Annotated in this window: 22 protein-coding genes; 5 read left to right on the forward strand and 17 right to left on the reverse strand. The window is 60.1% G+C overall.

The features are described from left to right. Positions 1–9 precede the first annotated feature (9 nt). On the reverse strand, positions 10–999 hold the full coding sequence (locus IEI94_RS13135; protein ID WP_191167758.1) for a tripartite tricarboxylate transporter substrate binding protein: 990 nt from the start codon (positions 997–999) through the stop codon (positions 10–12). A 161-nt stretch (positions 1,000–1,160) separates the two neighbouring features. Between IEI94_RS13135 and IEI94_RS13140 the strand changes: the two genes are divergently transcribed. Further along, the gene (locus tag IEI94_RS13140) at positions 1,161–2,081 is read left to right on the forward strand and encodes a LysR family transcriptional regulator (protein WP_191167759.1); all 921 of its coding nucleotides are present in this window, start codon (positions 1,161–1,163) and stop codon (positions 2,079–2,081) included. Positions 2,082–2,168: 87 nt separating this feature from the next. On the opposite strand, the gene IEI94_RS22800 is transcribed toward IEI94_RS13140, so the two are convergent. The 5 genes from IEI94_RS22800 to IEI94_RS13160 form a co-directional block, all read right to left on the reverse strand. Next, complete coding sequence (locus tag IEI94_RS22800; protein WP_263574627.1) at positions 2,169–2,300, reverse strand: hypothetical protein; 132 nt, start codon at positions 2,298–2,300, stop codon at positions 2,169–2,171. A 156-nt stretch (positions 2,301–2,456) separates the two neighbouring features. Next, the gene (locus tag IEI94_RS13145) at positions 2,457–4,064 is read right to left on the reverse strand and encodes a tannase/feruloyl esterase family alpha/beta hydrolase (protein WP_318153439.1); all 1,608 of its coding nucleotides are present in this window, start codon (positions 4,062–4,064) and stop codon (positions 2,457–2,459) included. 161 nt (positions 4,065–4,225) lie between these two features. Further along, positions 4,226–5,227: a porin gene (locus IEI94_RS13150; RefSeq protein ID WP_191167761.1), complete on the reverse strand. Its 1,002-nt coding sequence runs from the start codon at positions 5,225–5,227 to the stop codon at positions 4,226–4,228. A 427-nt stretch (positions 5,228–5,654) separates the two neighbouring features. Continuing rightward, positions 5,655–6,074, reverse strand: coding sequence for an acyl-CoA thioesterase (locus tag IEI94_RS13155; RefSeq protein ID WP_191167762.1), 420 nt, complete (start codon positions 6,072–6,074; stop codon positions 5,655–5,657). 18 nt (positions 6,075–6,092) lie between these two features. After that, positions 6,093–7,928 (reverse strand): feruloyl-CoA synthase, encoded by a 1,836-nt coding sequence (locus IEI94_RS13160; protein WP_191167763.1) that lies wholly within the window; start codon positions 7,926–7,928, stop codon positions 6,093–6,095. A gap of 302 nt (positions 7,929–8,230) precedes the next feature. On the opposite strand from IEI94_RS13160, the gene IEI94_RS13165 reads away from it, so the two are divergent. Further along, positions 8,231–8,689 (forward strand): MarR family winged helix-turn-helix transcriptional regulator, encoded by a 459-nt coding sequence (locus tag IEI94_RS13165; protein ID WP_191167764.1) that lies wholly within the window; start codon positions 8,231–8,233, stop codon positions 8,687–8,689. 24 nt (positions 8,690–8,713) lie between these two features. Here the strand turns inward: IEI94_RS13165 and IEI94_RS13170 are convergent, their stop codons facing one another. From IEI94_RS13170 to IEI94_RS13190, 5 genes are all read right to left on the reverse strand, one after another. After that, positions 8,714–10,165 carry an aldehyde dehydrogenase gene (locus tag IEI94_RS13170; protein ID WP_191167765.1) on the reverse strand — a complete coding sequence of 484 codons (1,452 nt, stop codon included), beginning with the start codon at positions 10,163–10,165 and terminating at the stop codon, positions 8,714–8,716. A 21-nt stretch (positions 10,166–10,186) separates the two neighbouring features. Next, the gene (locus IEI94_RS13175; protein ID WP_191167766.1) at positions 10,187–11,473 is read right to left on the reverse strand and encodes a TRAP transporter large permease; all 1,287 of its coding nucleotides are present in this window, start codon (positions 11,471–11,473) and stop codon (positions 10,187–10,189) included. After that, positions 11,463–11,987: a TRAP transporter small permease gene (locus IEI94_RS13180; RefSeq protein ID WP_191167767.1), complete on the reverse strand. Its 525-nt coding sequence runs from the start codon at positions 11,985–11,987 to the stop codon at positions 11,463–11,465. The genes IEI94_RS13175 and IEI94_RS13180 overlap by 11 nt, the downstream gene beginning before the upstream one ends. Before the next feature lie 13 nt (positions 11,988–12,000). Then, positions 12,001–13,023: a TRAP transporter substrate-binding protein gene (locus IEI94_RS13185; protein ID WP_191167768.1), complete on the reverse strand. Its 1,023-nt coding sequence runs from the start codon at positions 13,021–13,023 to the stop codon at positions 12,001–12,003. A 251-nt stretch (positions 13,024–13,274) separates the two neighbouring features. Then, positions 13,275–13,973: a GntR family transcriptional regulator gene (locus IEI94_RS13190; protein WP_191167769.1), complete on the reverse strand. Its 699-nt coding sequence runs from the start codon at positions 13,971–13,973 to the stop codon at positions 13,275–13,277. A 172-nt stretch (positions 13,974–14,145) separates the two neighbouring features. Between IEI94_RS13190 and IEI94_RS13195 the strand changes: the two genes are divergently transcribed. From IEI94_RS13195 to IEI94_RS13205, 3 genes are read left to right on the forward strand one after another with little or no spacing between them, the layout of a single operon-like run. Further along, positions 14,146–15,198, forward strand: coding sequence for an aromatic ring-hydroxylating oxygenase subunit alpha (locus tag IEI94_RS13195; RefSeq protein ID WP_191167770.1), 1,053 nt, complete (start codon positions 14,146–14,148; stop codon positions 15,196–15,198). Next, positions 15,195–16,175 (forward strand): PDR/VanB family oxidoreductase, encoded by a 981-nt coding sequence (locus IEI94_RS13200; protein ID WP_191167771.1) that lies wholly within the window; start codon positions 15,195–15,197, stop codon positions 16,173–16,175. Before IEI94_RS13195 ends, IEI94_RS13200 begins: the two co-directional genes overlap by 4 nt. Positions 16,176–16,220: 45 nt before the next feature. Then, positions 16,221–17,258, forward strand: a complete 1,038-nt coding sequence (locus IEI94_RS13205) for a TRAP transporter substrate-binding protein (RefSeq protein WP_191167772.1) — start codon at positions 16,221–16,223, stop codon at positions 17,256–17,258. A gap of 93 nt (positions 17,259–17,351) precedes the next feature. On the opposite strand, the gene IEI94_RS13210 is transcribed toward IEI94_RS13205, so the two are convergent. The 6 genes from IEI94_RS13210 to IEI94_RS22875 form a co-directional block, all read right to left on the reverse strand. Beyond that, the gene (locus IEI94_RS13210; RefSeq protein WP_191167773.1) at positions 17,352–18,587 is read right to left on the reverse strand and encodes a WD40/YVTN/BNR-like repeat-containing protein; all 1,236 of its coding nucleotides are present in this window, start codon (positions 18,585–18,587) and stop codon (positions 17,352–17,354) included. 39 nt (positions 18,588–18,626) lie between these two features. Further along, positions 18,627–19,388 carry a hypothetical protein gene (locus IEI94_RS13215; RefSeq protein WP_191167774.1) on the reverse strand — a complete coding sequence of 254 codons (762 nt, stop codon included), beginning with the start codon at positions 19,386–19,388 and terminating at the stop codon, positions 18,627–18,629. A 264-nt stretch (positions 19,389–19,652) separates the two neighbouring features. Then, entirely contained in the window at positions 19,653–19,952 is a 300-nt protein-coding gene (locus IEI94_RS13220) for a hypothetical protein (RefSeq protein WP_191167775.1), read from the reverse strand. A 1-nt stretch (position 19,953) separates the two neighbouring features. Further along, positions 19,954–21,012: an RHS repeat-associated core domain-containing protein gene (locus IEI94_RS13225; RefSeq protein WP_191167776.1), complete on the reverse strand. Its 1,059-nt coding sequence runs from the start codon at positions 21,010–21,012 to the stop codon at positions 19,954–19,956. Between the two features lie 239 nt (positions 21,013–21,251). Next, positions 21,252–22,448, reverse strand: coding sequence for a PQQ-binding-like beta-propeller repeat protein (locus IEI94_RS13230; protein WP_191167777.1), 1,197 nt, complete (start codon positions 22,446–22,448; stop codon positions 21,252–21,254). 60 nt (positions 22,449–22,508) lie between these two features. After that, the coding region (locus IEI94_RS22875; RefSeq protein ID WP_191169579.1) for an RHS repeat-associated core domain-containing protein at positions 22,509–23,195 on the reverse strand (687 nt) is incomplete at its 5' end.

Consider the following 23,195-nt stretch of genomic DNA (forward strand, 5'->3'; position numbering starts at 1 on the left):
GCCATTCGATCACTGTTCGACCCAGGGATCCTGTTCCCAGAGCGCCTTTAGCCGAGTGTGACTGGCGTCGATGAAGTCGACGTAGTCCTGCCCATAAATGGGGTCGACGGGCATATTGAGGCGCTCCATCTCGGCCCGGAACTCTGGGTTGTCGATAACGTTGCGCGACGCCTCAAGGAGCAGGTCATAGATCTCTTGCGGGACATCCGCCGGCATGGCGAATCCACGTGACGCCGCGGCCTGGACGTCATAGCCTTGCTCCCGCCCAGTGGGCACATCGGGCAGTGGCTCGCCGCGTTCTTCGGACCATATCGCCAGCCCCCGCGCCTTGCCCTCCTGAATCTGCGTCACCGCTTCCGACATATTGCCGGCGAAGGCCGTGATATGGCCGCCGAGTAGCGAGGCCGTTGCCTCGGCGTTGCCGTTGTAGGCGACGAAGTTGAGATCGATATCTGCTGCGGCAGCGAAATTCAGCGCCGCGAGGTGATCGTCACCGCCGATACCCTCGTGGGAGACGATGATCGACTCGGGATCGCTCTGCACCGCTGCGACGAAGTCGTCCAGGTTCTGGTAGGGGCTGTCGGCAGCCACCACGAGCATGCCCGGGTCGGTGATCACATTGGCTAGCGGTCGGAGGTCGTCGAGGGAGTAACCAACGCTCTCCTCGCGAGTGAAGGGGTAGACCTCGACGACCGGCGAGTTGATCAGGCCGATGGTATAGCCGTCCGGGGCCGCGTTGGCCAGGTGTACCCAGCCCAGCTCGCCACCGGCGCCAGGCCTATTGACCACCACCACTCGCTGGCCGAGCTCCTCCTCGACGTACTTGGCGAAGATCCTCGCCATGGTATCGGTGCTACCACCGGCGCCGAATGCGACGATCATCTGGATCGGCTTGCTGGGATAGTCCGCCGCCAGGGTCGTGGTGCTAAGACCCGTGGCCAGCAGCGCCGAGACCACCCCTAACCCCACCTTGCGTACCGACATGTGCAGCGTCTTCATCGCCTTATTCCTTATTGCTGTTGTGGTGTGAAAGCTAGCGCCGGGCTACTCCCCGCCTGGCGCTCAAGAGCACTCCCTGCCTACTTAAAAGCACCGCACACTTTCAAAAAAGCGAATAAATCGCATATGTTATAAGTCGTTAATTTCATGAGTAGCGCGCCATGTTGACGCTCAAGCAGCTGGAAACCTTTGTCCAAGTGGTCGAGCTCGGTACCTTCGAGCGCGCCTCTCAGCGACTCAATGCCACCCAGTCCACCGTCTCCAAGCGCATATCGGAGCTGGAGCAAGCCACCGGCTTGCCCCTCTTCGATCGTTCGCGCCGCAATGCACGACTCACCGAAGAGGGTGAGCGACTGCTGGAACTGGCCTACGCGACCCTGAGCGACGCGCGACGGATCCTCGAACTCAAGGCGCAGCCAGAGCACATGCTGCACAGGGTGCGTATCGGCTTCACCGAACTGGCCGCCCTCACCTGGCTGCCTGGCTTTCTGCGCGATTACACCACCGAGCGGCCGGACATCCGCTTGGACATCACCATCGAGATGAGCCGTACGCTGTATCAGCAGTTTCAGGACGGCGAGCTGGACCTGGTGGTCATACCCCAGGTCCCCGACGCCTTCGCGCAGCCTGGCGTGGAAACGCAGCTGCTGGAGGAAGTGGAAATGGCCTTCATGGCCAGAGAAGGCCTGGTGGACGATCCCCACCCCATACCGCTAAGAGCGCTAGACCGCCACCCCCTGATTAGCCAAGGCAAGCGCTCCGGCTTCGCCCAGGATATCAATCGCTGGCTCTCCCACCAGGGCATGGCCGCCGCCACCCTGACCACCGATAATTTGCTGGCGCTGGTGGGCCTGGTGACGGCGGGGCGCGGCATCAGCGTCTTGCCGAAACGCTGCGTTCAGCGCTTAGCCCATGAGCAAGGGCTGGAAATTCTCGAGACGACCCCCTCGCTGCCCTCGATCAGTTACTACGCGCTCTATCATGGTGGGGTACGTATCCAGCTGCTCGAGGAGCTCGCCCAGCGCCTCGCCGCCGCCGCCGACTTCACCCGGCCCTTCTTCCTGTCCGAAAGGGAAGCCTAAAACGCAAGCAGCCAGCGCAATTGCGCTGGCTGCTTGTCACTGAGGGCCGAATCGGCCATCCGTACTGGGTAGATCGGGTGTGGGCGCTTAGATACCGTAGCGGGTAGCTAGCTGAACCCGGTAGGCCCGATAGGAGCGCTCGCTCATGCGCTCTAGCAGCCGGTAGGCCACTTGGCCGGCACCTTTGATCAAAGAAAAGCGGGTATTGGACGTCATCATGGTATTGGGACCTGAAAGTGTCATGAGGATGCTAACAGAATACCCAATAATTAGACCTTAGTCTAACCCACTCCTCTTCCGCGCCAGCGGACACGCGATCCTGCACGGCGGAATAATCCGCCGCACATGGCCGTGTACGCCTTCGAGGCGACCCATTTACTCACACACGAAGCTGTCGGCGCTGCTCTTATCACCATCGCGGTAGCGTGCCACTTGTGGGTAGGGGCAAAGCGGACGGCTGATGTCGCCAAGGGCGTCGAGCGCCTCCTGGTTATCGGGCTGCACCCCAGCCAGGATCGCGTCAGGGCGTTCGCCCTCCTCCACCCAAGCCGTCAGCGCGGAGAGGAAGTCGATGTCCGCCGTCACCACACCATCTACGCCATGGGGCATGCCGGGCACCCGATAGAAGCGCACGAACTGGTCTGCCCGCCCGTCGTGATTGTGATCGAGCTGACGGTACCAGCGGGCGGTGTCATTCACCGAAAAGACCGGATCACTGGTGCCGTGAAATACCAACATGCGCCCGCCTGCCGCCTTGAACTCCGCCATCTCGGGATCATCGACGCCCGGTGGCGTCATGAACGCCATGGCCGATTCGGAGAAGGTGTCGTTGCTGGCATGGATGAGCGGCGCGTCACTGTCGAGATCGAACGTCAGCAGGTACTCCTCGAGCGACGCCGGATCTCCAGCCACCTCGGTGGGTGGCGTGGTAAACACCTGTGCCAAGGCCGAGGCCCCCATCACGCCAATGATGGGCCGGTTGTCCCAAGCGTCGATAGGCGATTCCAGCTTCCACATACGCCAATTCTGCGAGGCGATGCCGGTATCCCATGGCCAGTCACTATAGAGGGGCACGCCCTGGGAGTTGTGGGGCCCACCGTGCACCGCCTTCAGTGCCGCGACCTGGGCACTGCTGAGGCACGCCTGGGGGTGGCCAGCCTCGCAGCGCAACTGCTCGATATCGAAGTGCTCCTGGCAGGCATCGATATCGGCGACGATACCATCCTCCACGCCGTCAAGATGGTCGCAGGATTGCCGCACGGCATTCGCCACGAGGGCGAGGTCGTCACGACTGAAGGCGCGCCTGACATCCCCCTCGATCGCCGTGAAGGCCTGAATGTCCCAGGCGTGCTGCAACGCCGCTTTGGGCAGGTTGAGCCCTGGGTAGCCGACCAGCAAGCCATCGAAGGCGTCGGGCATGCGCGCGGCCGCTACCATGGCGTGCCGCCCGCCGTTAGACCGCCCAACGCCATAGGTATAGCGCACCTCGGTGGCGTAGAAATCCTCCACCAATGACACCGCAAGCGGATGGAGCTTGGCCACGGCGGCGTAGCCATAGTCCTGCCGCGCTTGGGGATCCAGCCCGAAACGCGCCCCGCTGGCAAGTCCGGCATCCTGGGCATAGCTATCATGCCCGGCATCACTGGAGACCACGGCAAAACCACGGGCAAGCGCACTGCCGGTTCCTGGCAGCACCTCGCCAGTGGCGGGCACCACCTCACCATCGGTGCCACCATTGAACTGGTGAATGAAGCCGTGATTCCACCCCTCCGGCAGCCTCAACTCGAAGCGGATCCCATACTCCTGACCATCGATGCCAGTGTGCTCATGTGTTACCCCCTGCACATGGCAGTGGGCAATACCCCACTCACTCTTGCTGGGCAGCGCCTCGCTAGCCGTGATGCGCATATCCGCTGACGTTGAGTAGGTTTCGCTTAACGCCTCGCACTGGCTCTCCGCCGCGACGGGAGCCGACAACAGCACAGCACCTGATACCAGTAAGATATTAATAGATAAGAACTTCATCGCCTCATACCTCTTTCATGACGCCACTGGCCTTGGATAACCTGGCCATCTTCTCGTCAAAAAAGCCCGGCGAGCAGATGCGCACCGGGCAAGGAGCTAGTTAAAGGACCCTATCTGTCTCAGAAGCTGACGCTGATGCCCGCCGCCAGGTTGTTGTCGGTATTGTCGTAGCGTGCCGCCTCGAGGAAGGCATACACATCGTCGTTGAAGTGGTGGCGCACCGTCCCGACCAGCGCATCGTTCTCGAGACCTAGGTTCTTGTCGTTCTCGGCGTAGCCCACCGATACCGACCAGTCATCGGTCAGGTTGGCCGAAACGTTGACGCCCCAGGCATCGAAGTCGGCGGCACCGCTGCTGTCCTCGCGGTCGTCGTTGTGCTCGTATACCCCACCCAGCTGCACCCTGCCGAAGTCGTAGCCGATCCCGAAGGCGGTGCGGTGGAGGTTATCGATCCCCGGGCGGCGCACCTGGGTATGGCCGATACCGACGTTCAGCGGCCCCTGGTTATAGATCAGGCGCCCGGTATAGACATCGAAATCCTGGTCGTTCTGGGCATTAGGGGTAAGTACTGCACCGATGAACTGGAAGCCGCCGCCAAACACCGGTGTGCCATAGGAGAGCACGTCGCTACCCTGCTCGTTCTGACCGAAGATGGCGTTCTGGCCGGTCTGGCCGTGGAAGCGGTTGTACTCGAACACATCGATATTGTTGTAGATCTGATTCCAGAACCCGGAAGGCACCCGCGGCTGAAAGCCGAAGCTACCGAAGTCGGTCAGCAGCAGGACGCGGGCGGTACGGATATATACCTCGCCGTCGTCCTGGCGGTGGGCGCCAGGCGTCCATGTCTGCTCATCGACGCTGTTGATGGCGTTGGCGAAGTCACCGACTAGATCGTAGCGGATGCGCAGCCCGTCGTTGACGTGGTAGATCCCGCCTACGCCGGCCTCGGCGCGGAATGCCCAGAGATCCTTGTCGCGGTCGTCTACATCGAGAACGCCGCCGACGATATTACCGCTGAATGTCGGGCCGGTATGGCCATCGTCGGCTACCGCTTGAGCGGCAGCTGTGATGCTCAGGGTGAGCGCCAGGGGCGCAAGTGCCAGTCGTGTGTAGGTTGTCATTATCGATTCCCCTTTAAGTGTTATTGCTTTTCGCGTGCTCACACCAGGTCATGCCTGATGTATGGCAAGGTTTGATTATTGATAAATTGTTGTCAAATACAATATTTTAAATATAAAACTGTACGCAATACGAACAATGCTGTTTTCCCACATAACGGCCACAAAGCACTGATAGATAAATGAAATATCCAGAAGCGTGCCAAGCCCAATTGCCCTAGCCTCCACGACTCCCCCTCCTAAAGTTGATATCGCTGTCCAGCCAGAAACGGACGGCAGCGATCGCAAAAGGGGCCGTGGCGCCAACGGCGTCGTCCCTTGTCCACCCGCTGGCAAGGGTCGAAAGGTGGTGCGGAGAGCAGGGAGAAAAAGGAAGAGAGAAGAGGAAGCAGGTAGCGGGAAGAAGGTCAGTACCGCTGGCAGACGTTGTTCAGCTGGCGCTTAACGCGCGCCTGATGATCTCTGGCATCGGCTGCCCCCGCATGCGCTGCGGGTCTGCCGGGTCTTGCGCGGCCCAGACACGAGTCACCGTGGCTTCCACGGCCAGGCTGTTGTCACGAAACAACCGGTGCAGCACATCGAAGCTGCTGTTGCGCAGCTCGGCTACTCGCGTCTCGAGACGCACCTCGTCGCCATAGCGGCAAGGGGCAATAAAGCGGCTGCGCAGGTCCACCACCGGATAGCCGATCACCGCGAATCGTGCCTGTAGCGATGCCAGATCGAAGCCCGCCTTGGCGAAGAGCAGGTTGGTGCAGTGGTCGAAATAGGTCAGATAGCGGGGATGAAAGACGATCCCCGCCGGGTCGCAGTCGCCCCACTCAATCTGACGCAGGTGGGTATGAGTCAGCATGCCGTCTCCTGGTTGCGCTCAGTCGAGCCGTATCACCGCGGTCGAGGCATCGCGATAGAGCTCGGCCACCGCCTCGGCGCGGTTCTCAAGCACGGCGCGCTGGTTGATCGAGCCCTTGTCGGTGATCTCGTTGGCGTCCAGCCTGGGCGACTTATCCAGCAGCAGAGCGCACCGCACCCGGGTGGAGCTGCCGGTGCTCTGGGTATCCAGGTCGCGCAGCATCTGCACGAAGCGCTCACGAACCGCACTGCTGGCCAGTAGCGTGGCGGCATCGGCTGATGCGTCCAATCCTGCCAGCTCCCGGCACTTTTCCAGGTCAGGGAAAATCAACGCCGAGACGAAGGGCTTGTCGATGCCTGCGATCACCGCGTCCTTAACGTGGGGCGCGCCAGCCTCGATGATACGCGCGCGCAGCGGCCCGACGCTTACCCAGGTACCAGTATCCAGCTTGAAGTCTTCGGTGATACGCCCGTCGAAGCGCATGCCGCGCTGCGGCTCGGCAGGGTCGATGAACTTGACCGCATCGCCCAGGCAGTAGAAGCCCTCCTCGTCGAAGCTCTTGGCGGTGACCTCGGGCTGGCGCCAGTAGCCGGGCATCACGCTGGGGCCCTTCACCCGGCACTCCAGTTTGCCGGCGTTGGGCACCAGCTTGACCGTCACCCCGCGGGCGGGCAGCCCCACCACCCCGGACTGCGACTCCTCCAGCGACGCGAACATCGCCGACGGAGCGGTCTCGGTCGCGCCTAACCCGGTCAACATGCCCACCTTGCAGCCCAGGGTCTGGATCGCCAGGCGGTCGAGTTCGTCCCAGATATGCTGAGAGAGCCCCGCTGCGGCGAAGAACATCAGGTTGAGTCGCGAGAAGAAGGTCTCGCGCAGGCTATCGTCGCGCTTCAGGTAGTCGACCAGGATCTCGAAGCCCTTGGGCACGTTGAAATAGACCGTCGGCGCGATCTCGCGCAGATTGGCGATGGTGGTCTCGAACTCCCCCGGCACCGGCCGACCGTCGTCGATATAGAGGCTGCCGCCGTTGTAGAGCACGATGCCAATGTTATGGTTACCACCGAAGGTATGGTTCCATGGCAGCCAGTCCACCAGCATCGGCGGCTCGTCGCGAAGAAAGGGCATCTGAGACGCCAGCATCTCCTGGTTGGAACACAGCATGCGCTGGGTGTTGATCACCCCCTTGGGCATGCCGGTGGAACCGGAGGTAAACAGGATCTTGGCAATAGAGTCCGCCGTGACAGTGGCATGGGCAGCGTCGACGGCCTCGCTCACCGGCGTCTCCAGCAGCTCGGCGAAGGGCTCCACGCCCGCCACCCCGCCGGGTGACAGCGCCAGGCAGGCACAGTCATCGGGACGCACCGCCGCCAGGGCGGGCGCAAAATCCTCGGCCTTGTCGACCATCAGCAGCCCCGGCGTCAGCAGCTCGACGATATGCCGCAGCTTGCCGTAATCCTTGCTGACCAGTGAGTAGGCCGGCGATACAGGGGCGAATGGAATGCCCACGTACATCGCCGCCAGTGACAGTAGAAGGTGCTCGATGGAATTACCGCTGAGAATCGCCAGCGGCCGCTCAATGCTCAGGCCGTGATTCAACAGCCCTTGCGCCAGCTGACGCACCCGGCTCAGGGTCTCGGCATAGCTTAGCCGCTGCCACTCACCCTGGGCATCGCGCCGTGCAACGAAAGTGCGCTCAGGCGCCTCATTGGCCCAGCGGGCCAGGCACGCGATCAGGGTATCGGGATAGTCGCCCAGGGGCTCGCTGACCGTTAGCAGCTGAGTACCGTCGGCGCGCCGAACCAGTTCGGCAGTGGCGGTACCCACGTGGACATCGCGAAAGGGGTATGACATGGACGCTCCTGCGGTATTTGATCGCTATCGGGTCGGGAAAGCCAGCCTCGCGCTACCCTCGGCATGGGAGCCTTGCTAACATGGCGTCCAGTATTTTTTTAAATTGTTGATGTGTCAAACAGTGTATATGCGCAACATGATCTTGATGATCACGGCACGACACCAAGAAACCCTTTTCAATCAATTAAGTAGAAGGGTACGGCGACTCTTGACCGCGATGTGAGGGGACCCATGGCACGACTAAAGTTCAACGCTCAGCAGGCGTCTTCGAGGCTCAGCTCTTTATCAGGACCGACACCAACATGAATACAGATGCACAGAACGGTATCGACTACGCCATGCTGCAGGGTCGCCTCGGCTATAAATTGCGGCGCGCCCAGATGGTCTACTTCGATGTTTTCTTCGAAGCGTGCGCCCAGGAGGGCATCACCCCAGGGCTGTTCAGCATCCTGGCCATCGTCTATCACAACCCGGGCCTGACCCAGTCAGCGGTGTCTGCCGCACTCGACGTGGACCGCTCGGCGATGGTGGCGGCCATCGACAAGCTGGAGAGCATGGAGGTCATCGAACGGCGCAAGTCGAAAAACGACCGCCGCTCCTATGCCCTCTACCTGACCCAGAAAGGCAAGGCCTTCACCGAGCGCCTTAATCAGAAGGTCGAGGATGGCGAGCAACGCTTCGACGGCTTCATGAAAGAGGGCGAAAGGGAGTGGCTGCTCGATATCCTCGACCGCATCATCGAGGCTAGGAAGGGGAGCTGATCTCCCCCTCCTCCCTGTCGCCGATCAGATCGGGTAGTGACGCGGCCCCAGCTGCAGCGTCATCCAGCGCAGTTCGGTGAACTCCTCGATACCGGCCTTGCCACCAAAGCGCCCGTAGCCGCTGTCCTTGACGCCACCGAAGGGCATCTGCGGCTCGTCGTGCACGGTGGGCGCATTGATGTGGCAGATGCCCGACTGGATGCGCCCGGCGACCTTGATCGCCCGTGCGGTGTCGCGGCTGAAGACCGCCGCCGAGAGGCCGTAGTCGCTGTCGTTGGCGACGCGGATCGCCTCCTCTTCGCCCTCGACGCGGATCACCGCCACCACCGGGCCGAACGACTCCTCCGAGTAGAGCCGCATCGCCTTGGTCACCTTGTCGATCACCGTGGCCTGCATCACCACCCCCTCGGCCTTGCCGCCGGCGGCCAGCCGCGCGCCCTGGCTCACGGCGTCGTCGATCAGGCCGTTGAGCTTGTCGCCGGACTCGGCGTTGATCAGGGTACCCAGCGCATTGCCCTCGGCGCGGGGGTCCCCGGCCTTGAGCGCCTTGGCGCGGGCGGCGAACTTCTCGACGAAGGCGTCGGCGACGCTGTTATCGACGATCAGCCGCTCGGTGGACATGCAGATCTGGCCCTGATTGAAGAAGGCACCGAAGATCGCCGCATCCACCGCGGCATCCAGGTCGGCATCGTCGAGCACCAGCAGCGGCGCCTTGCCGCCCAGCTCCAGCAGCGCCGGCTTGAGGTGCTTGGCGGCCAGCTCGGCGATGATCCGCCCCACCTGGGTCGAGCCGGTGAAGTTGACGCGGCGCACCGCCGGGTGCTCGACCAGCGCCGCCACCACCGCCGGGGCGTCGTCAGGGGCATTGGTGATGACGTTGACCACGCCATCGCCGAGCCCCGCCTCAACCAGCACCTCACCGATCAGGTGATGGGTCGCCGGGCACTGTTCGGAGGCCTTGAGGATCACGCTGTTGCCGCACGCCAGCGGCGTGGCCACGGCGCGGGTACCGAGGATGATCGGCGCATTCCAGGGCGCGATACCCACCACCACACCGCAGGGTACGCGCACGCCCATGGCCATATTGTCGGGCACGTTGGAGGGGATCACACTGCCCTGGATCTGGGTAGTCAGGGCGGCGGCCTCGCGCAGCATGCCGGCGGCCACCATCACGTTGAAGCCGGCCCAGCCGGGAGTGGCACCAGTCTCATCGACCATGCGGTCGATAAACTCCTGCTGGCGCGCCTCCATCAGATCGGCGGCCTTGAGCAGCTTGGTGCGCCGCTCGCCGGGGCCGCTCTGGGACCAGCCGGCGAAGGCGGCCTGGGCGGACTCCACGGCGCGCTTGGCATCCTCTACCGTGGCCGCCGCTGCGGTGGTCACCGCCTCGGTGCTCAGCGGATTGTGGCGGGCGAAGGTCGCGCCGCCCTGAGCGGCGCTGGCAGCGCCGCCGATCAGTAAATCTAGCTTGGTCATCTCATCACTCCTTGTCGTCGCTTAGATAAGCCATAGCGTCAGTATCGGGAACGCCAGCAGCAGAATCAGGCGCAGCAGGTCGGCGACGATAAACGGCGCCACCCCGCGGTAGATCTCCCCCAGTTTGACGTGGGGCGCCATGGCCTTGATCACGAACACGTTCATGCCCACCGGTGGCGTCACCAGCCCCAACTCCACCGTCAGCACGGTGAGAATGCCGAACCAGATCGGGTCGATGCCCAGCATGGTGATGATCGGGAACACCACTGGTACTGTGATCACCAGCATGGCGATGGAGTCCATGAACATGCCGAGCACGAAATACATCAGCAGGATCAGCAGCAGGATAAAGATGGTCGGCACGTCCAGTCCGCCGAGGAACTGGCTGATGCTGAACGAGATCCGCGACACCGAGATGAAGTAGCCCAGGGTCTCGGCGCCCATCAGCATGAAGAACACCACCGCCGACAGCGCCAGGGTCTCCTGCACGCTGCGCCACAGGCCGGCCATGCGCATGCCCTTGTAGAGCGCATACAGCAGCGTGGCGAAGGCGCCTACCGCCGCCCCTTCGGTGGGCGTGAACATGCCCTGGTAGATGCCGAAGATGATGATCACGAAGACCGTGAAGAACGGCACCAGGCCGGCGATCGACTTGAGCTTTTCCAGTGCACTGGAGGGCTCGCCGGGGACCGCCAGCTCAGGTTTGAGGCGCATCACCACGGTCACCGTCAGGGCATAGAACAGCAGCCCCATCAGCCCGGGAATCAGGCCCGCGGCGAACATGTCGCCCACCGACTGCTCGGTGATAACCGCATAGATCAGCAGCGCGATGCTGGGCGGAATCATGATGCCCAGGGTGCCGCCGGCGGCCAGCGTGCCGGTGGCCAGCGAGCGCGCGTAGCCATGCTTCTCCATCTCCGGCAGCGCGACCCGGGTCATGGTGCTGGCGGTGGCCAGCGACGAACCGGATATCGCCGAGAACACCCCACAGGAACCCACCGTGGCGATCGCCATGCCGCCCTTCCAGCCACCGCACATGACCCGGGTGGAGTTGAACAGCATCCCGGCCATGCCGGAGTGCGCCGCCAGCACCCCCATCAAGATGAACATCGGAATGGCGCTGAAGCTGTAGCTGGAGAGCACATCCACCGGCACCGACTTGACCATCGACACCGCGGCTCCCCAGGAGATCACCTGGGCGAAACCGACCACCCCGACGATCAGCATCGACAGCGCCACCGGCACGCGCAGTACCAGCAGCACCAGCAAGCCGATCAGGCCGAGGCCACCAATCATTTCACTGCTCATTGGCGCCTCCCCCTTCGGTGGCAAACAGGCTGCCAAGCAGGACGTGGATCAGGCTGCGAGCCGCCAGCAGTGCGCACAGCACCGCACCAAACTGATAGATCGGCCCCATCGGGATGCGCAGGTCCTGGGTGACCTGGCCGCGGCGTGCGGCGCTGGCCGCTTCCTGCCACAGCCCCAGGGTCATCAGCACGCCGAGCACGCAGAAACCGATCAGGTAGATGCCGCCGAGGCGCTGCTTGAAGGCCTCAGGCAGGCGGTGGCTGAAGGCCTCCACCACCACCTGGCTCTTCTCGATATTGGCCGCCATGGCCGCCAGCAGCGCGAACATCATCAAATAGCTGACCAGCTCCACGCTGCCGCTGACGCTCCAGTTGATGCTGCCGGCCGAGAGCCGAAACAGCAGGCGCGTCAGCACGTCGGCCATGGTCACGCTCATTAGCGCCAGCAGGGCGATGCCCGCGACCAGCTGGCCCAGGCGGGCCAGCCAGTGACTCGTGGTTATCAGGGCTTGCATTCAGGGACTCCGCTCAGCGCTGTACCGGACAGCTGTCACGCGCATCCATGGCAGCCTGGTAGACCTCCCGGGCGTTATCGAGACCACGCTCCTCGAGCTCGTCGAGGTAGGTTTCGATCCCCGCCTTGAGCGGCTCGGCCCAGTCGTCGTGCTCCAGCGGATTGTCGATCACGCGGATGGTGTGGCCCGCCTCTTCGGCTTCGGCCTTGCCCGCCTCGTCGAGGCCGTCGAAGACGCCGCCGGCGATCTCACTCCAGGCCATGCCCATGTTGTCCTCGATCACCGCCTGCTGCTCCTCGCTCAGGCCGTCGAAGCTGCGCTGGCTCATGGTGGCGACGAAGATCAGCGAGTAGAACGGCACCTGGGTGTGGTAGCTGGCCAGCTCGTTGAGACGGAACACCTTCATGCCCTCCCACGGGAAGCTCAGGCCATCCACCACGCCACGCTGCATCGAGGTGTAGATGTCCGGTGCCGGCATGCCCACCGGCTGAGCGCCGAGGTTCTCGAGCATCTGGCCGGCCACCGCGGTGGGGCGGCGAATCCGCAGCCCCGACAGGTCGTCCGGCGACTGGATATCGGTGTCGGTGGTATGCAGGTAGCCCGGCCCGGTGGTGAACATGAACAGCACCTTGGTGTCGTCGTACTCGCTCTCCAGGTAGCCGTCGTCATACAAGCCTTGGAGAATACAGGCACCCTGGCTGGCGGAGTCCGAGACGCCCGGCAGCTCGACGATCTGCGACAGCGGGAAGCGGCCGGCGGTATAGCCCTGGGCGGTAATGGCGATATCCGAGATGCCGTTGACCACGCCCTGGTAGGCGGCATCGGCCTGAGTCAGCGTCTGGGAGGGATAGTTCTCGATGCTCAACTCACCATCCGACTGCTCCTCGATAGTGTCGGCCCAGGCCTGGAAGATCTCCTGGTTGATGCCCGAGCCGTCGGGCCAGAAGTGCGACATGCGAAGCGTGGTGGCATGAGCAGTGGTGGCCAGGCCAGCCACGGAGAGCGCTAGCAGACACGGCAGCAGCTTGCGGTTCATCAGGAACCTCCTAAGTTATCGTTATACATCGCAGAGTTCGTCATGCGAACTAACGTTCGTTATGTTGCATAAAACGTAACCTACCCTGCGGGTTTGCGATAACCCACTTTGGTCTAAGCTGACCGCTTGCTCAGCTAGCTAGCCGCCTCCCAGCGGCTGATCAGACACCCCCGGCAGGGCAAAAACGCAGGCCATTCTTGGACATTTGACAGGCACGCGCCGGCCATTCCAGCAGTTCACCACGATCGCTGCTATTCAGCGCCGGTTTCGGCGTCTGGATCCAAACCGAACAGCTCACCGTAGCGCAGGCCAATATAGGCATGCTCGCGCATCAGCATCTCGGCCCGCGCCCCCTCGCCACGCTGCAGCGCCTGGAAGACCAGTTGATGCTGCTGATGGGCCAGATAGAGCTTCTGGTACTCGCGGTCGAGCGCGGCGCTGTCGATGACGATGGAGTCGGCGGAGGCGAACGGCAGGTGGTTGTTGCGTTGGATGGCATCGTCGATCACCCGACTGCCGGTACCCTCGACGATGGCCCGGTGAAAGGTTTCGTTAAGCGTGCTCCAGCGAGCGATGTCGCCCTCTTCGAGATAGCCCTTGCCGAGCAGGGCGGCACCGCGGGCGATACACCCCTCAAGCTGCTCGCGTACCCCAGGCCCCAAGCCACGCTCGGCGAGGCGCCGCGCCGCCAACCCCTCCAGCGCACCACGCACCTCCACCGCACATAGCACGTCCTCCTGGGAGAACTCGCGCACCACGAAGCCGCGCTTGTTGGCGCGCTGCAGCAGCCCCTCCTGCTCCAGGGTGCGAAACGCCAGACGCACCGGCGTACGCGATACGCCCAGCTGCTCGGCGACCCGCACCTCACCGATGCGCTCTCCCGGCTGGTACCCCCCATCACTGATTAGCTTGCGCAGTCGGGTCACCACGCTCTTGTCGTCACTACTCACCTGTTTTCCTTAGCGTTGTGGAACGGTTCGTCTCGATCAGCACAATTGGATCCAACTAAAGCATATATTGACCTCAGCAAGCCATATGGCCTGTACTTTGGATCCAATAACAGCTATTCCGTCAAATGGTTTAGCCACAAAACAACTTAACCGTGAACGAGGAGAGAGCGTAATGTTCCCCAAGAATACCTGGTACGTGGCCTGTACCCCTGACGAGATCGACGACAAGCCCCTCGGCCGCACCGTGTGCAACGAAACGATCGTGTTCTTTCGCGGCGAAGGAGGCAAGGTCGCCGCGGTGGAGGACTTCTGCCCCCATCGCGGCGCCCCCCTCTCGCTGGGTTTCGTGCGCGACGGACAGCTGGTCTGCGGCTACCACGGGCTGGAGATGGGCGCCGATGGCAAATGCTCCGGCATGCCCGGGCAGCGGGTGCGCGGCTTCCCCTCGCTGCGCGCTTACCCGGTCGAGGAGCGCCACGGCTTTATCTGGGTATGGCCCGGCGATGCCGAGCGCGCCGACCCGGCCGAGATCCCCGAACTGCACTGGGCCGACGACCCCTCCTGGGCCTATGGTGGCGGGCTCTACCACGTCAACTGCGGCTACCGACTGATGATCGACAACCTCATGGATCTGACCCATGAGACCTATGTCCACGCCTCCAGCATCGGCCAGCCGGAGATCGAGGAAGCGGCTCCCGACACCCAGGTCAACGGCAACGAGGTGACCACCAGCCGGCATATGGAGAACATCCCCGCGCCGCCCTTCTGGCAGGCCGCCCTGCGCGGCAACGACCTGGCCGATGACGTACCCGTGGACCGCTGGCAGATCTGCCGCTTCACGCCGCCCAGCCACGTCATGATCGAGGTCGGGGTGGCCCACGCCGGCAAGGGGGGCTACGACGCCCCAGACGCCTTCAAGGCAGCCAGCATCGTCGTCGACTTCATCACCCCCGAGACCGAGACCTCGATCTGGTACTTCTGGGGCATGGCGCGCCACTTCAAGCCCGAGGATCAGGCCCTCACCGACAAGATCCGCGAAGGCCAGGGCAAGATCTTCGCCGAAGACCTCGAGATGCTCGAAGCGCAGCAGCGTAACCTGCTCGCCTACCCCGAGCGTCAGCTGCTCAAACTCAATATCGACGGCGGCGGCGTCCAGGCCCGGCGCATCATCGAGCGGCTGATCGCCGAGGAGCAAGACGCCACGGCGGTGGAGAAGGCGTCATGAGTGCGCTGCCGCTATCGATGTTCGTCGAGGTGACCGCCAAGCGTCAGACCGCCGAGGACATCGTGGTCATCGAGCTGGCCGACCCCCACGGTCGGCCGCTGCCCGCCTTCAGCGCCGGGGCGCATATCGACGTGCGTGTCCCGGCACCCGGTCAGGACGGGCTGGTCCGCCAGTACTCGCTGTGCAATCACCCCGAGGAGCGCGACCGCTATCGTCTCGGCATCCTGCGTGAGCCCAACTCCCGGGGGGGCTCGACGGCCATGCACGACGAGCTCGAGATCGGCGACCTGCTCGCCATCAGCGCGCCCAAGAACCACTTCCCCCTCGAACCCGCCGGCCGCACCCTGCTGCTCGCCGGCGGCATCGGCATTACCCCGCTGCTGTGCATGGCCGAGCGCCTGGCGCATACCCAGGCGGCATTCGAGCTGCACTACTGCACCCGCTCGGCGGCACGCACCGCCTTTCTCGACGAGATCCGCGAGGCCGCCTTCGCCGACCGTGTGCACCTGCACTTCGACGACGGTGACGATGACCAGAAGCTCGACCTTGCCAGCCTGGCAGCGACACCCGATCCCGACACCCAGGTCTATGTCTGCGGCCCCGCGGGCTTTATCGATCATGTGCTGAGCACCTTTCGCGATCACGGCTGGCCGGATGCGCAGCTGCATACCGAGTACTTCAGCGGCGCCGAGACCGCTCGTGAGGATGACGGCAGCTTCGAGGTCAAGATCGCCAGCAGCGGCGCCAGCTTTCAGGTACCCGCCGACAAGACCGTGCACCAGGTGCTCAGCGAGAACGGCATCGAGATCATGGTCTCCTGCGAACAGGGCGTCTGTGGCACCTGCCTGACACGGGTGCTCGAGGGCGAGCCCGACCACCGCGACCTCTACCTCGATGACGACGAGCACGCCGCCAACGACCAGTTCACCCCCTGCTGCTCAAGAGCCAAGAGCAAGACCCTGGTGCTCGATCTATGAACGCCCTCTGACGCTGTACCCATAACCATAATCAGCGAGGTTCCCATGACCCTGACTGCACGCCCCACCCGACTCGCCGCCGGCCTGGCACTTGCTGCCGGGCTGACTACCGGCCTGGCCGCCCTGCCGGCCCTGGCCGATACCACTACCCTGCGCATCGCCCACGTCTGGCCCGGCGGCTCGATGGTCGACCGTGACCTGTTCGGCGCCTGGGCCGAGAGCGTCGAGGAGGCCTCCGAGGGCCGCCTCAGCGTCGAGATCTACCCCGGCCAGACCCTGGCCAGCGCCGACAACACCTACCAGAGCACCGTCAGCGGTGTGGCCGATATCGGCGCCACCGCCCAGGGCTACAGCGCCGGCCGCTTCCCGCTGACCCAGGTGATCGAGCTGCCCGGGGTATCGCTGAGCAGCCGCCAGGGCTCGTGCATTCTGCAGTCGCTATATGACGACGGCCACCTGGATGACGAATACGACGACTCCCAGGTACTGTTCATGTTCACCACCGGCCCCGGCTACCTGCATACCAGCGACCGCTTGATCGAGACGCCGAGCGACCTCGAAGGCCTGCGTATGCGGCGCCCCACCGCAGTGGTCGGCGATATGTTCTCGCGGCTCGGCGCTCAGGCCATCGGTATGCCGGCGCCCGATGTCTTCACCTCGATGCAGCGTGGCGCCATCGACGGGCTCAGCTTCAACTGGGAGGGCATGAAGACCTTCCGCCTCAACGAGCAGGCCCACTACCACACCGAGGTGCCGCTCTACGACCTGGCCCTCACTGCCACCATGAACCGTGACAGCTACGAGCGCCTGCCCGACGACCTGCGCCAGATCATCGACGACCATAGCGGCATGGAGTGGTCACTGCGCGCCGCCGCCGTCTACGACGAGCTGATTCGTCAGGGCCGCGAGGAAGCACAAGAGGCCGGCCACGAATTCCTGATCATCGACGATGCCATGAATGACGAAGATTGGGGACCGGTGCTGCAGGAGACTATCGACCGCTACCTGGCCGATACCGGTGGCGACGCCGAGACCCTCTTCGATGAGAGCATGCGCCTGCAGGAGGAGAGCTGTGACGTATGACGCCTAGGCGTCGGCGTCCTCCGTTGCCCCGCCACGGCGGGGCCTTTTTGGAGCTTCGCCTAGCGGCGGGAGGCAGGCCTCGCGCTCCTCAATTCAGGGAATTTCTCGCCGGTAGAGTGAGTAGCCCGCTACGCGCCACCGCTCCCCTGTAATGGTGTCGTAGTAGCCTCCTTGAGAGCTGCTCCCTTCATTTTCTATTTCCCAACTGGCCCCACCGTCATAACTGATAGCAGTAACGTTGCTCCCTCGCAGGCTGGACTCATCGATACCATCGAATAAAAGCCCCTCGCTCGGTGTCAGGTACAGTGCGTAGCCTTTCAGCTCGGGAGGAAACTCGTGTAATTGCTGCAAGGTGTCGCCATTCCATCCCCAGACAGCACTCGGTCGAGGCGCTTCTCGTTCTTCCGAGGGAAGCGAAAAGTAGGGTGCCCCCTGAGTGGTCAATACGAACACCATACCTTCGGTATTGGCGGCGACATCCATTACAGTATGGCCGGGGATGGTGAAAGACTCTTGCGAGACATCCTCTCCCCAGGGCAGAGCATGGATTCGACTGGCATCGGCAGCGTGGTCATAGAAAGCCATGCGTAGAACGTTGTCCTCCCCTAGCGCCACAAGATCGAACTGCTCACGAGAGTTTTCGGGATTGCTAGACCCTTCAGGTATCGGCAACTCCTCCCAATGGTCGGCACCATCCTTCGTGCGCCAGAGCTTAGGCCCCCAGCCAATTAGATAGCCACGCTGGGCGTCGAGAAAACGCAGATAGGTAATATTCTGATCTTCAGGCCAGGGAAGCTTCTCCCACTCCTGACCTTGGTCAGTGGACTTGAACAGTTGGGTAATTTGCGGGAGGTAACGCTGCCCTGGAAGACGCGCCTGAGTCCGATCCGTCCAGCCAGTGGCCAGATAGATGGTATTCCTGTTTGACGAAAGCCACCAATCTGCCTGTTGGGCGGGCTCTTCGAAGCGTTGCTCGACACCGTCTTCAAGATCCCCAGCTAAAATACGCACAGTGCGACGGTTAGCACGCTCAGCAGGACTTGCCATCCAATGCTCGCTGTACTCAAGCCTTACATTATCAGCTACTTCTTCATCTGTCCTATGTTTGAAGGTGGTTTCCGGGTTGGTCAGCTTCATAGAAAGCATCTGCTCGCCACGAATGCGAAAATCCCCTGGCCCGTAGGGGGTATCGTCCTTCATAAAGTCATTGCTGACGCGTTCCCATACTCCCCCGCTCCCTATCACGTAACTCGCTACCAAGACGACAAGCATGGCTAATGCCCAACGAAAACGGCGCATATTCACTCCAAACGCAGGTATGGCATCCATGGCAGCGAAGGCCTTGCCCCCTACCACCTCAATACGCTCTCAACGGGCATCCCTCGGATGTCCCACTTGCGAACCGACAGCTGGCTGATAAGCATTAGAGTATAAGATAGTCAGGACAATAGCAGTGAATACGTACACAAACATGTCGACCAAGGGAGTTATCAAAAAAAATGACAACAAGCCAAACACATCACTCCCTGTCGAGCTTATTAACACCTCAACAGAATAATGAAAAACAAATAACAATGTAACTAACAATGCAAGAGTAAAAAACAGCGACCACTGAGAACTTCTGGTCATATCGAAAGACTCTCTCATCGATATATCTCTATCAAGGGCCACACCCACAAAGAGAAGCGACAGCCTTAATGTGAAGAACAAGCCAATCAGGAAAAACGTAAGTGGAATGACACCCATAAAAGCACTATACATCATAAGTGGCAAAGAAGCACCGATGAAAAGCCCTGGCACTATCCATAGAGCCAGAAATCCCACACTATATAGGAAAAACTTCACGTCTCGCCTTGCGGGCTTTAGCTTGAAAAGCGTTGGGTTTTCGTTTAGCAATACTATTCGCATAGTATTTAGAGAAACTATCGTCACAATCGCTATATCCGCAAATATGTAGAAAACATGCAAGAACAGACTAGCATCATCAATATAATATCCTGAATAGACTAGCCCGTAGCGCACCAGTTGAAGCAGTGTGTAAAGAATAAAAGGCAGGACTATGCCTTTCAGTATAGCACGTCTATGCTGGAATATAAGATATAGTGAACCAAGGGTGAAGCTTAAAAACATGAGACTTCCTTAATATTATCTGACAAATCAAAATTTTTAATTCATAGCAAAAGCTACGGTGTAGTGGAGCCAGGCTTTTCCATTGTGCAACTGGCACTGGAAGCGGATCGGCTGGGAGGTATTCGCTATTTACTGAGGCCGAAGCAGCGGATTTATCTTGCACTCGAAGTCAATGCCTATCGCAGCCTATTACTTTTCGCCCAAAGTGCACGAATTATCTATTAGGCCAAACACCTTTTTCAGCCGGTTAAGTATTAATAAATATCAAAAACTCCAAAACCCCCAGAGCCAGAAGCAAATAAAAATTATGAACATTACGGCTCTCAAAATATCATTCTTTCCTTTCACCAAGGATGCGATAAAAGTGATTGTAGGCATTAACCAACCAAACAAATAAGCCACTATGTAGTAACTAAAAACAAGCCCAAAGAGAAAGGTTACAATTACAGCATGAACTCCTATCTCTAGCTTTTCGTTAACATCTCGCAACATAAGAAAAGCCAAGGAAATCCAGAAAAATATCCCAAGAGCAAGCTTACTCCTTCCCTTATCGCCAACACTCATATTACTCATCACCTCCGCCAAGATTGTCCTTCCTAGTCCAGTACTGAGTTTTAAAACCTGCCACGACACCTGCGCCATGACTTATGGCATCAGAAACAACACCTGCTCTTCTAGTAAGAAAATCTGTTGTGGCTGATGCTGCTATAGGCATAGCGTCAACGGTGCTTTGTATGTAGTCACCAGCGCGGGCTTCCGTGCCGGCAGCATAGAGACCCGCTGTAATGGAGACAGTACCGCACCCAAGAGTTAACGGGGGGGAAAGTGAACACACTGCGGCCACATCGCTTACCGCTTCAGCTGTCTCCTTTTCAGGTATCAGCATGTCCTCAGCATATTGTCCAAACATCCTCGGCACGTCTTTGATGGCTCGCCAGAAAATATGCTCACCCTCCAACCCCAGCGGATCCACCATCCCTGTCGGATTGCTGACATACCCATACAGATTCCTACCGCCTTTCAACCCAATCGGATCCTGGCTGATATATCGGCCCTGCTGCGGGTCGTAGTAGCGGTGGCGGTTGTAGTAGAGGCCACTCTCTTCATCGTGCCACTGGCCCTGGAATCGGATCAGTTGTGCGGCGGTGCCGCGCTCGTTCTTGACCGCCATCCAGTCGTCGGGTTGGGCTTGCCATAGGGTTTCGCCCTTGGGTGTCACGAGCTGCATGGGCGTGCCCAGGGCGTCGGTGATGTAGGCGCTGATCTGCTTGGGTGCGTCGTGGCCGGCTTGATCGATTCTGAGCATCGGTACGAAGCTGCCCGGTTCGTACACCACCGTGGTGCGTTGGTTTTCTTTTGCTTCGTGAACTAGGCGGTCGCCGTCCCAGCCGTAGTGGGTGGTGGCGATGGTGCCGTTGGCGTGACGCACGGTCTTGCTGATGCGCCGGCCCAGGGCGTCGTAGCGGTAGAGCTGCCCATCCTTGGCGCTGCCGGGGCCGCGCAGGCTGAGATGGTCGAGCTGACCGAGCGCGGTATAGCCGCGTTCGAGGATCAACGGCTGGGTCTCGCGGTGCAGGGCATCGGGCTCCAGGGCGATCTCGAACGTGAGGCCGGGGGCGCTCATGCCGTGCAGATGACCACTGCCGTAGGTGTGCTTGTGCCCTGATTAAAGATTGTGAGCGTCATGGTGAAAGGCGTTTACTGCCACGCTACCGCCGAGGAAGACAGCGTGGCGCCTTCCCCGGCAGGAGTGCATGCGTTGAACGTTCGTGTCGCGTTTGCTGCTTGAATGCCGGTTTGGAGGTCATATCGTGGCCTAAAATAGCAAATTAATGACAAACCTCACGGTGATTAGTCAACGCTCTACGGCTCTTTTATTGAATATACAGCCCCTTCAAACGTGCCAAATAAAAACCCGTTTGACGATGGAACGATTGGCGTAAATACGTCCCCTTCAATTTCTAATGACCGCGCTAACTGGCCATTCTTTTTATTAATCGAAACAACCTTGTTCCCGGCATACGAAAGATAAATTTTTCCACCGTGAATCAAGGGAGTGTGCCTGACAAAACCTTCGTTATCATGACTCCATACAAGTTCTCCTGAATTTATATCCAAAGAATGGAAGCTACTCTCCCGGCCATTCTCAGTGCCCAGGAAAACGCAGCACTCATCAGCTACAACAGAAGAGAAAGAGATACCATCTAGCGGCGCTTGCCAGTTTTTTATTCCACCAACGCTATAGGAATAGAGAACGGGCTCTTTCTGATCTCCTGAGGTAAAAATGAAATTATCTTCATGAAGCGCTATGTCCCCACGAGGAGTGTAGTCAGCTTCGACATCGCTCTCATATGAAAAAACAACCTCCCCTGACTCTGCATCCAAGGCGTATATATCGGTGCTAGTATCTTGAAAATAAACCAGCCCTTCCTTAGAGGAGAGCCCACCCCGAAAATCCACAGGGGAAAATTGCCACTGTGCCGCCCCGGTGGCAGCATCTAATGCATAGATTTTATATCTAGTTGAAAAAATAACGTTACCAGCGCGTGTTGTGATGCCCCAAACCCCAGAGAGATCATCTGCTGTAAATGACCAAACCTCCTCTCCAGTGTGCTTATTTAGAGCAACCACTTTACCCCCGGCTTCGCGAGACGCATCGGTTACTACTCCCTCCCCAAAAAAAATCAAGTTTTCATACAGCGCTATGTTACGACCAGTTTCGTCAAAAATATCCGACGACCATATTAGCGATCCATCATCCTCATCAACGGCGTACAGCGCCCCTTCATATGTGGAGAAAAAAACCATTCCCTCGGATACTTTTATTGGAGACTGTATTGGATTACCGTCTCCACTAAGACCTACACTTAAAAACTCTTCTTTTGTATAGCTTGATGGGGCTTCAAACACCCAGTTCACCTTTGGCACTTCGTGCTTGCTCCCCCCCCCCATGCTAACAAGGGCGAAGACAACCAGACAAAGGCAAAGGCTGCATAGCACTTTCCTTTCAGCAACATAAACATTACCTTTTCCTTGTAAATGGGTCAGAAACACCGTCACAATGCGCGACCAAAGCCCTCATTGCGCGTGATTCAGGCCCGCTATCATTAGTCATGCCCATTATATCTCTGCAATCTCTAGACTTCTGTTATTTGTTTCTCGAGCTGCAGTATTCATACAGCTATTAACTCTCCGGCTAATTTCTTCATTATCAAACTGACTAAAGCCTCTGAGATTTTCGTCTAACTGTTCACAGTACTCTTTGTGACTTTGTCTATTCTGATCGTTTACTGCTCTCCAAGCATCGTCGATCTCGCCGATTTGTTCCTGCATAGCATCTTGAGACTGTGTGCCGACATAACAAACACTTTGCTCGACTACCCAGACCTTAGATAGTTTCGGACTCAAACCCAGCGGATCCACCATTCCTGTCGGATTGCTGACATACCCATACAGATTCCTACCGCCTTTCAACCCAATCGGATCCTGGCTGATATATCGTCCCTGCTGCGGGTCGTAATAGCGATGGCGGTTGTAGTAGAGCCCCGACTCTTCATCGTGCCACTGGCCCTGGAAGCGGATCGGCTGTGAGGCGGTGCCGCGTTCGTTGGTCACTGCGGCCCAGTCGTCGGGCTGGGCCTGCCATAGGGCCTCGCCCTTGGCTGTCACGAGCTGCATGGGGGTGCCCAGGGCGTCGGTGTCGGCGTCGGAGCTATAAGTCCGTAGATCATCAAAACAGATTGTCCCCCCGACCCGCATGGCCTTCCCTTGTTGGTGACGAAGCCTACAAGAGATCGAGCCATGCTG

The organism is Halomonas sp. ML-15 (assembly GCF_014779595.1).
Taxonomy (GTDB): domain Bacteria; phylum Pseudomonadota; class Gammaproteobacteria; order Pseudomonadales; family Halomonadaceae; genus Franzmannia.

Excerpts from the sequence above, each read along its gene's own strand:
- IEI94_RS22800 (WP_263574627.1), bottom strand. The coding sequence starts at position 2,300 with ATGATGACGTCCAATACCCGCTTTTCTTTGATCAAAGGTGCCGGCCAA.
- IEI94_RS13180 (WP_191167767.1), bottom strand. The coding sequence starts at position 11,987 with ATGCAAGCCCTGATAACCACGAGTCACTGGCTGGCCCGCCTGGGCCAG.
- IEI94_RS13155 (WP_191167762.1), bottom strand. The coding sequence starts at position 6,074 with ATGCTGACTCATACCCACCTGCGTCAGATTGAGTGGGGCGACTGCGAC.
- IEI94_RS13165 (WP_191167764.1), top strand. The coding sequence starts at position 8,231 with ATGAATACAGATGCACAGAACGGTATCGACTACGCCATGCTGCAGGGT.
- IEI94_RS13185 (WP_191167768.1), bottom strand. The coding sequence starts at position 13,023 with ATGAACCGCAAGCTGCTGCCGTGTCTGCTAGCGCTCTCCGTGGCTGGC.
- IEI94_RS13170 (WP_191167765.1), bottom strand. The coding sequence starts at position 10,165 with ATGACCAAGCTAGATTTACTGATCGGCGGCGCTGCCAGCGCCGCTCAG.
- IEI94_RS13220 (WP_191167775.1), bottom strand. The coding sequence starts at position 19,952 with ATGAGTGTTGGCGATAAGGGAAGGAGTAAGCTTGCTCTTGGGATATTT.
- IEI94_RS13210 (WP_191167773.1), bottom strand. The coding sequence starts at position 18,587 with ATGGATGCCATACCTGCGTTTGGAGTGAATATGCGCCGTTTTCGTTGG.
- IEI94_RS13175 (WP_191167766.1), bottom strand. The coding sequence starts at position 11,473 with ATGAGCAGTGAAATGATTGGTGGCCTCGGCCTGATCGGCTTGCTGGTG.
- IEI94_RS13195 (WP_191167770.1), top strand. The coding sequence starts at position 14,146 with ATGTTCCCCAAGAATACCTGGTACGTGGCCTGTACCCCTGACGAGATC.
- IEI94_RS13160 (WP_191167763.1), bottom strand. The coding sequence starts at position 7,928 with ATGTCATACCCCTTTCGCGATGTCCACGTGGGTACCGCCACTGCCGAA.
- IEI94_RS13140 (WP_191167759.1), top strand. The coding sequence starts at position 1,161 with ATGTTGACGCTCAAGCAGCTGGAAACCTTTGTCCAAGTGGTCGAGCTC.
- IEI94_RS13150 (WP_191167761.1), bottom strand. The coding sequence starts at position 5,227 with ATGACAACCTACACACGACTGGCACTTGCGCCCCTGGCGCTCACCCTG.
- IEI94_RS13225 (WP_191167776.1), bottom strand. The coding sequence starts at position 21,012 with ATGAGCGCCCCCGGCCTCACGTTCGAGATCGCCCTGGAGCCCGATGCC.
- IEI94_RS13215 (WP_191167774.1), bottom strand. The coding sequence starts at position 19,388 with ATGTTTTTAAGCTTCACCCTTGGTTCACTATATCTTATATTCCAGCAT.
- IEI94_RS13135 (WP_191167758.1), bottom strand. The coding sequence starts at position 999 with ATGAAGACGCTGCACATGTCGGTACGCAAGGTGGGGTTAGGGGTGGTC.
- IEI94_RS13200 (WP_191167771.1), top strand. The coding sequence starts at position 15,195 with ATGAGTGCGCTGCCGCTATCGATGTTCGTCGAGGTGACCGCCAAGCGT.
- IEI94_RS13205 (WP_191167772.1), top strand. The coding sequence starts at position 16,221 with ATGACCCTGACTGCACGCCCCACCCGACTCGCCGCCGGCCTGGCACTT.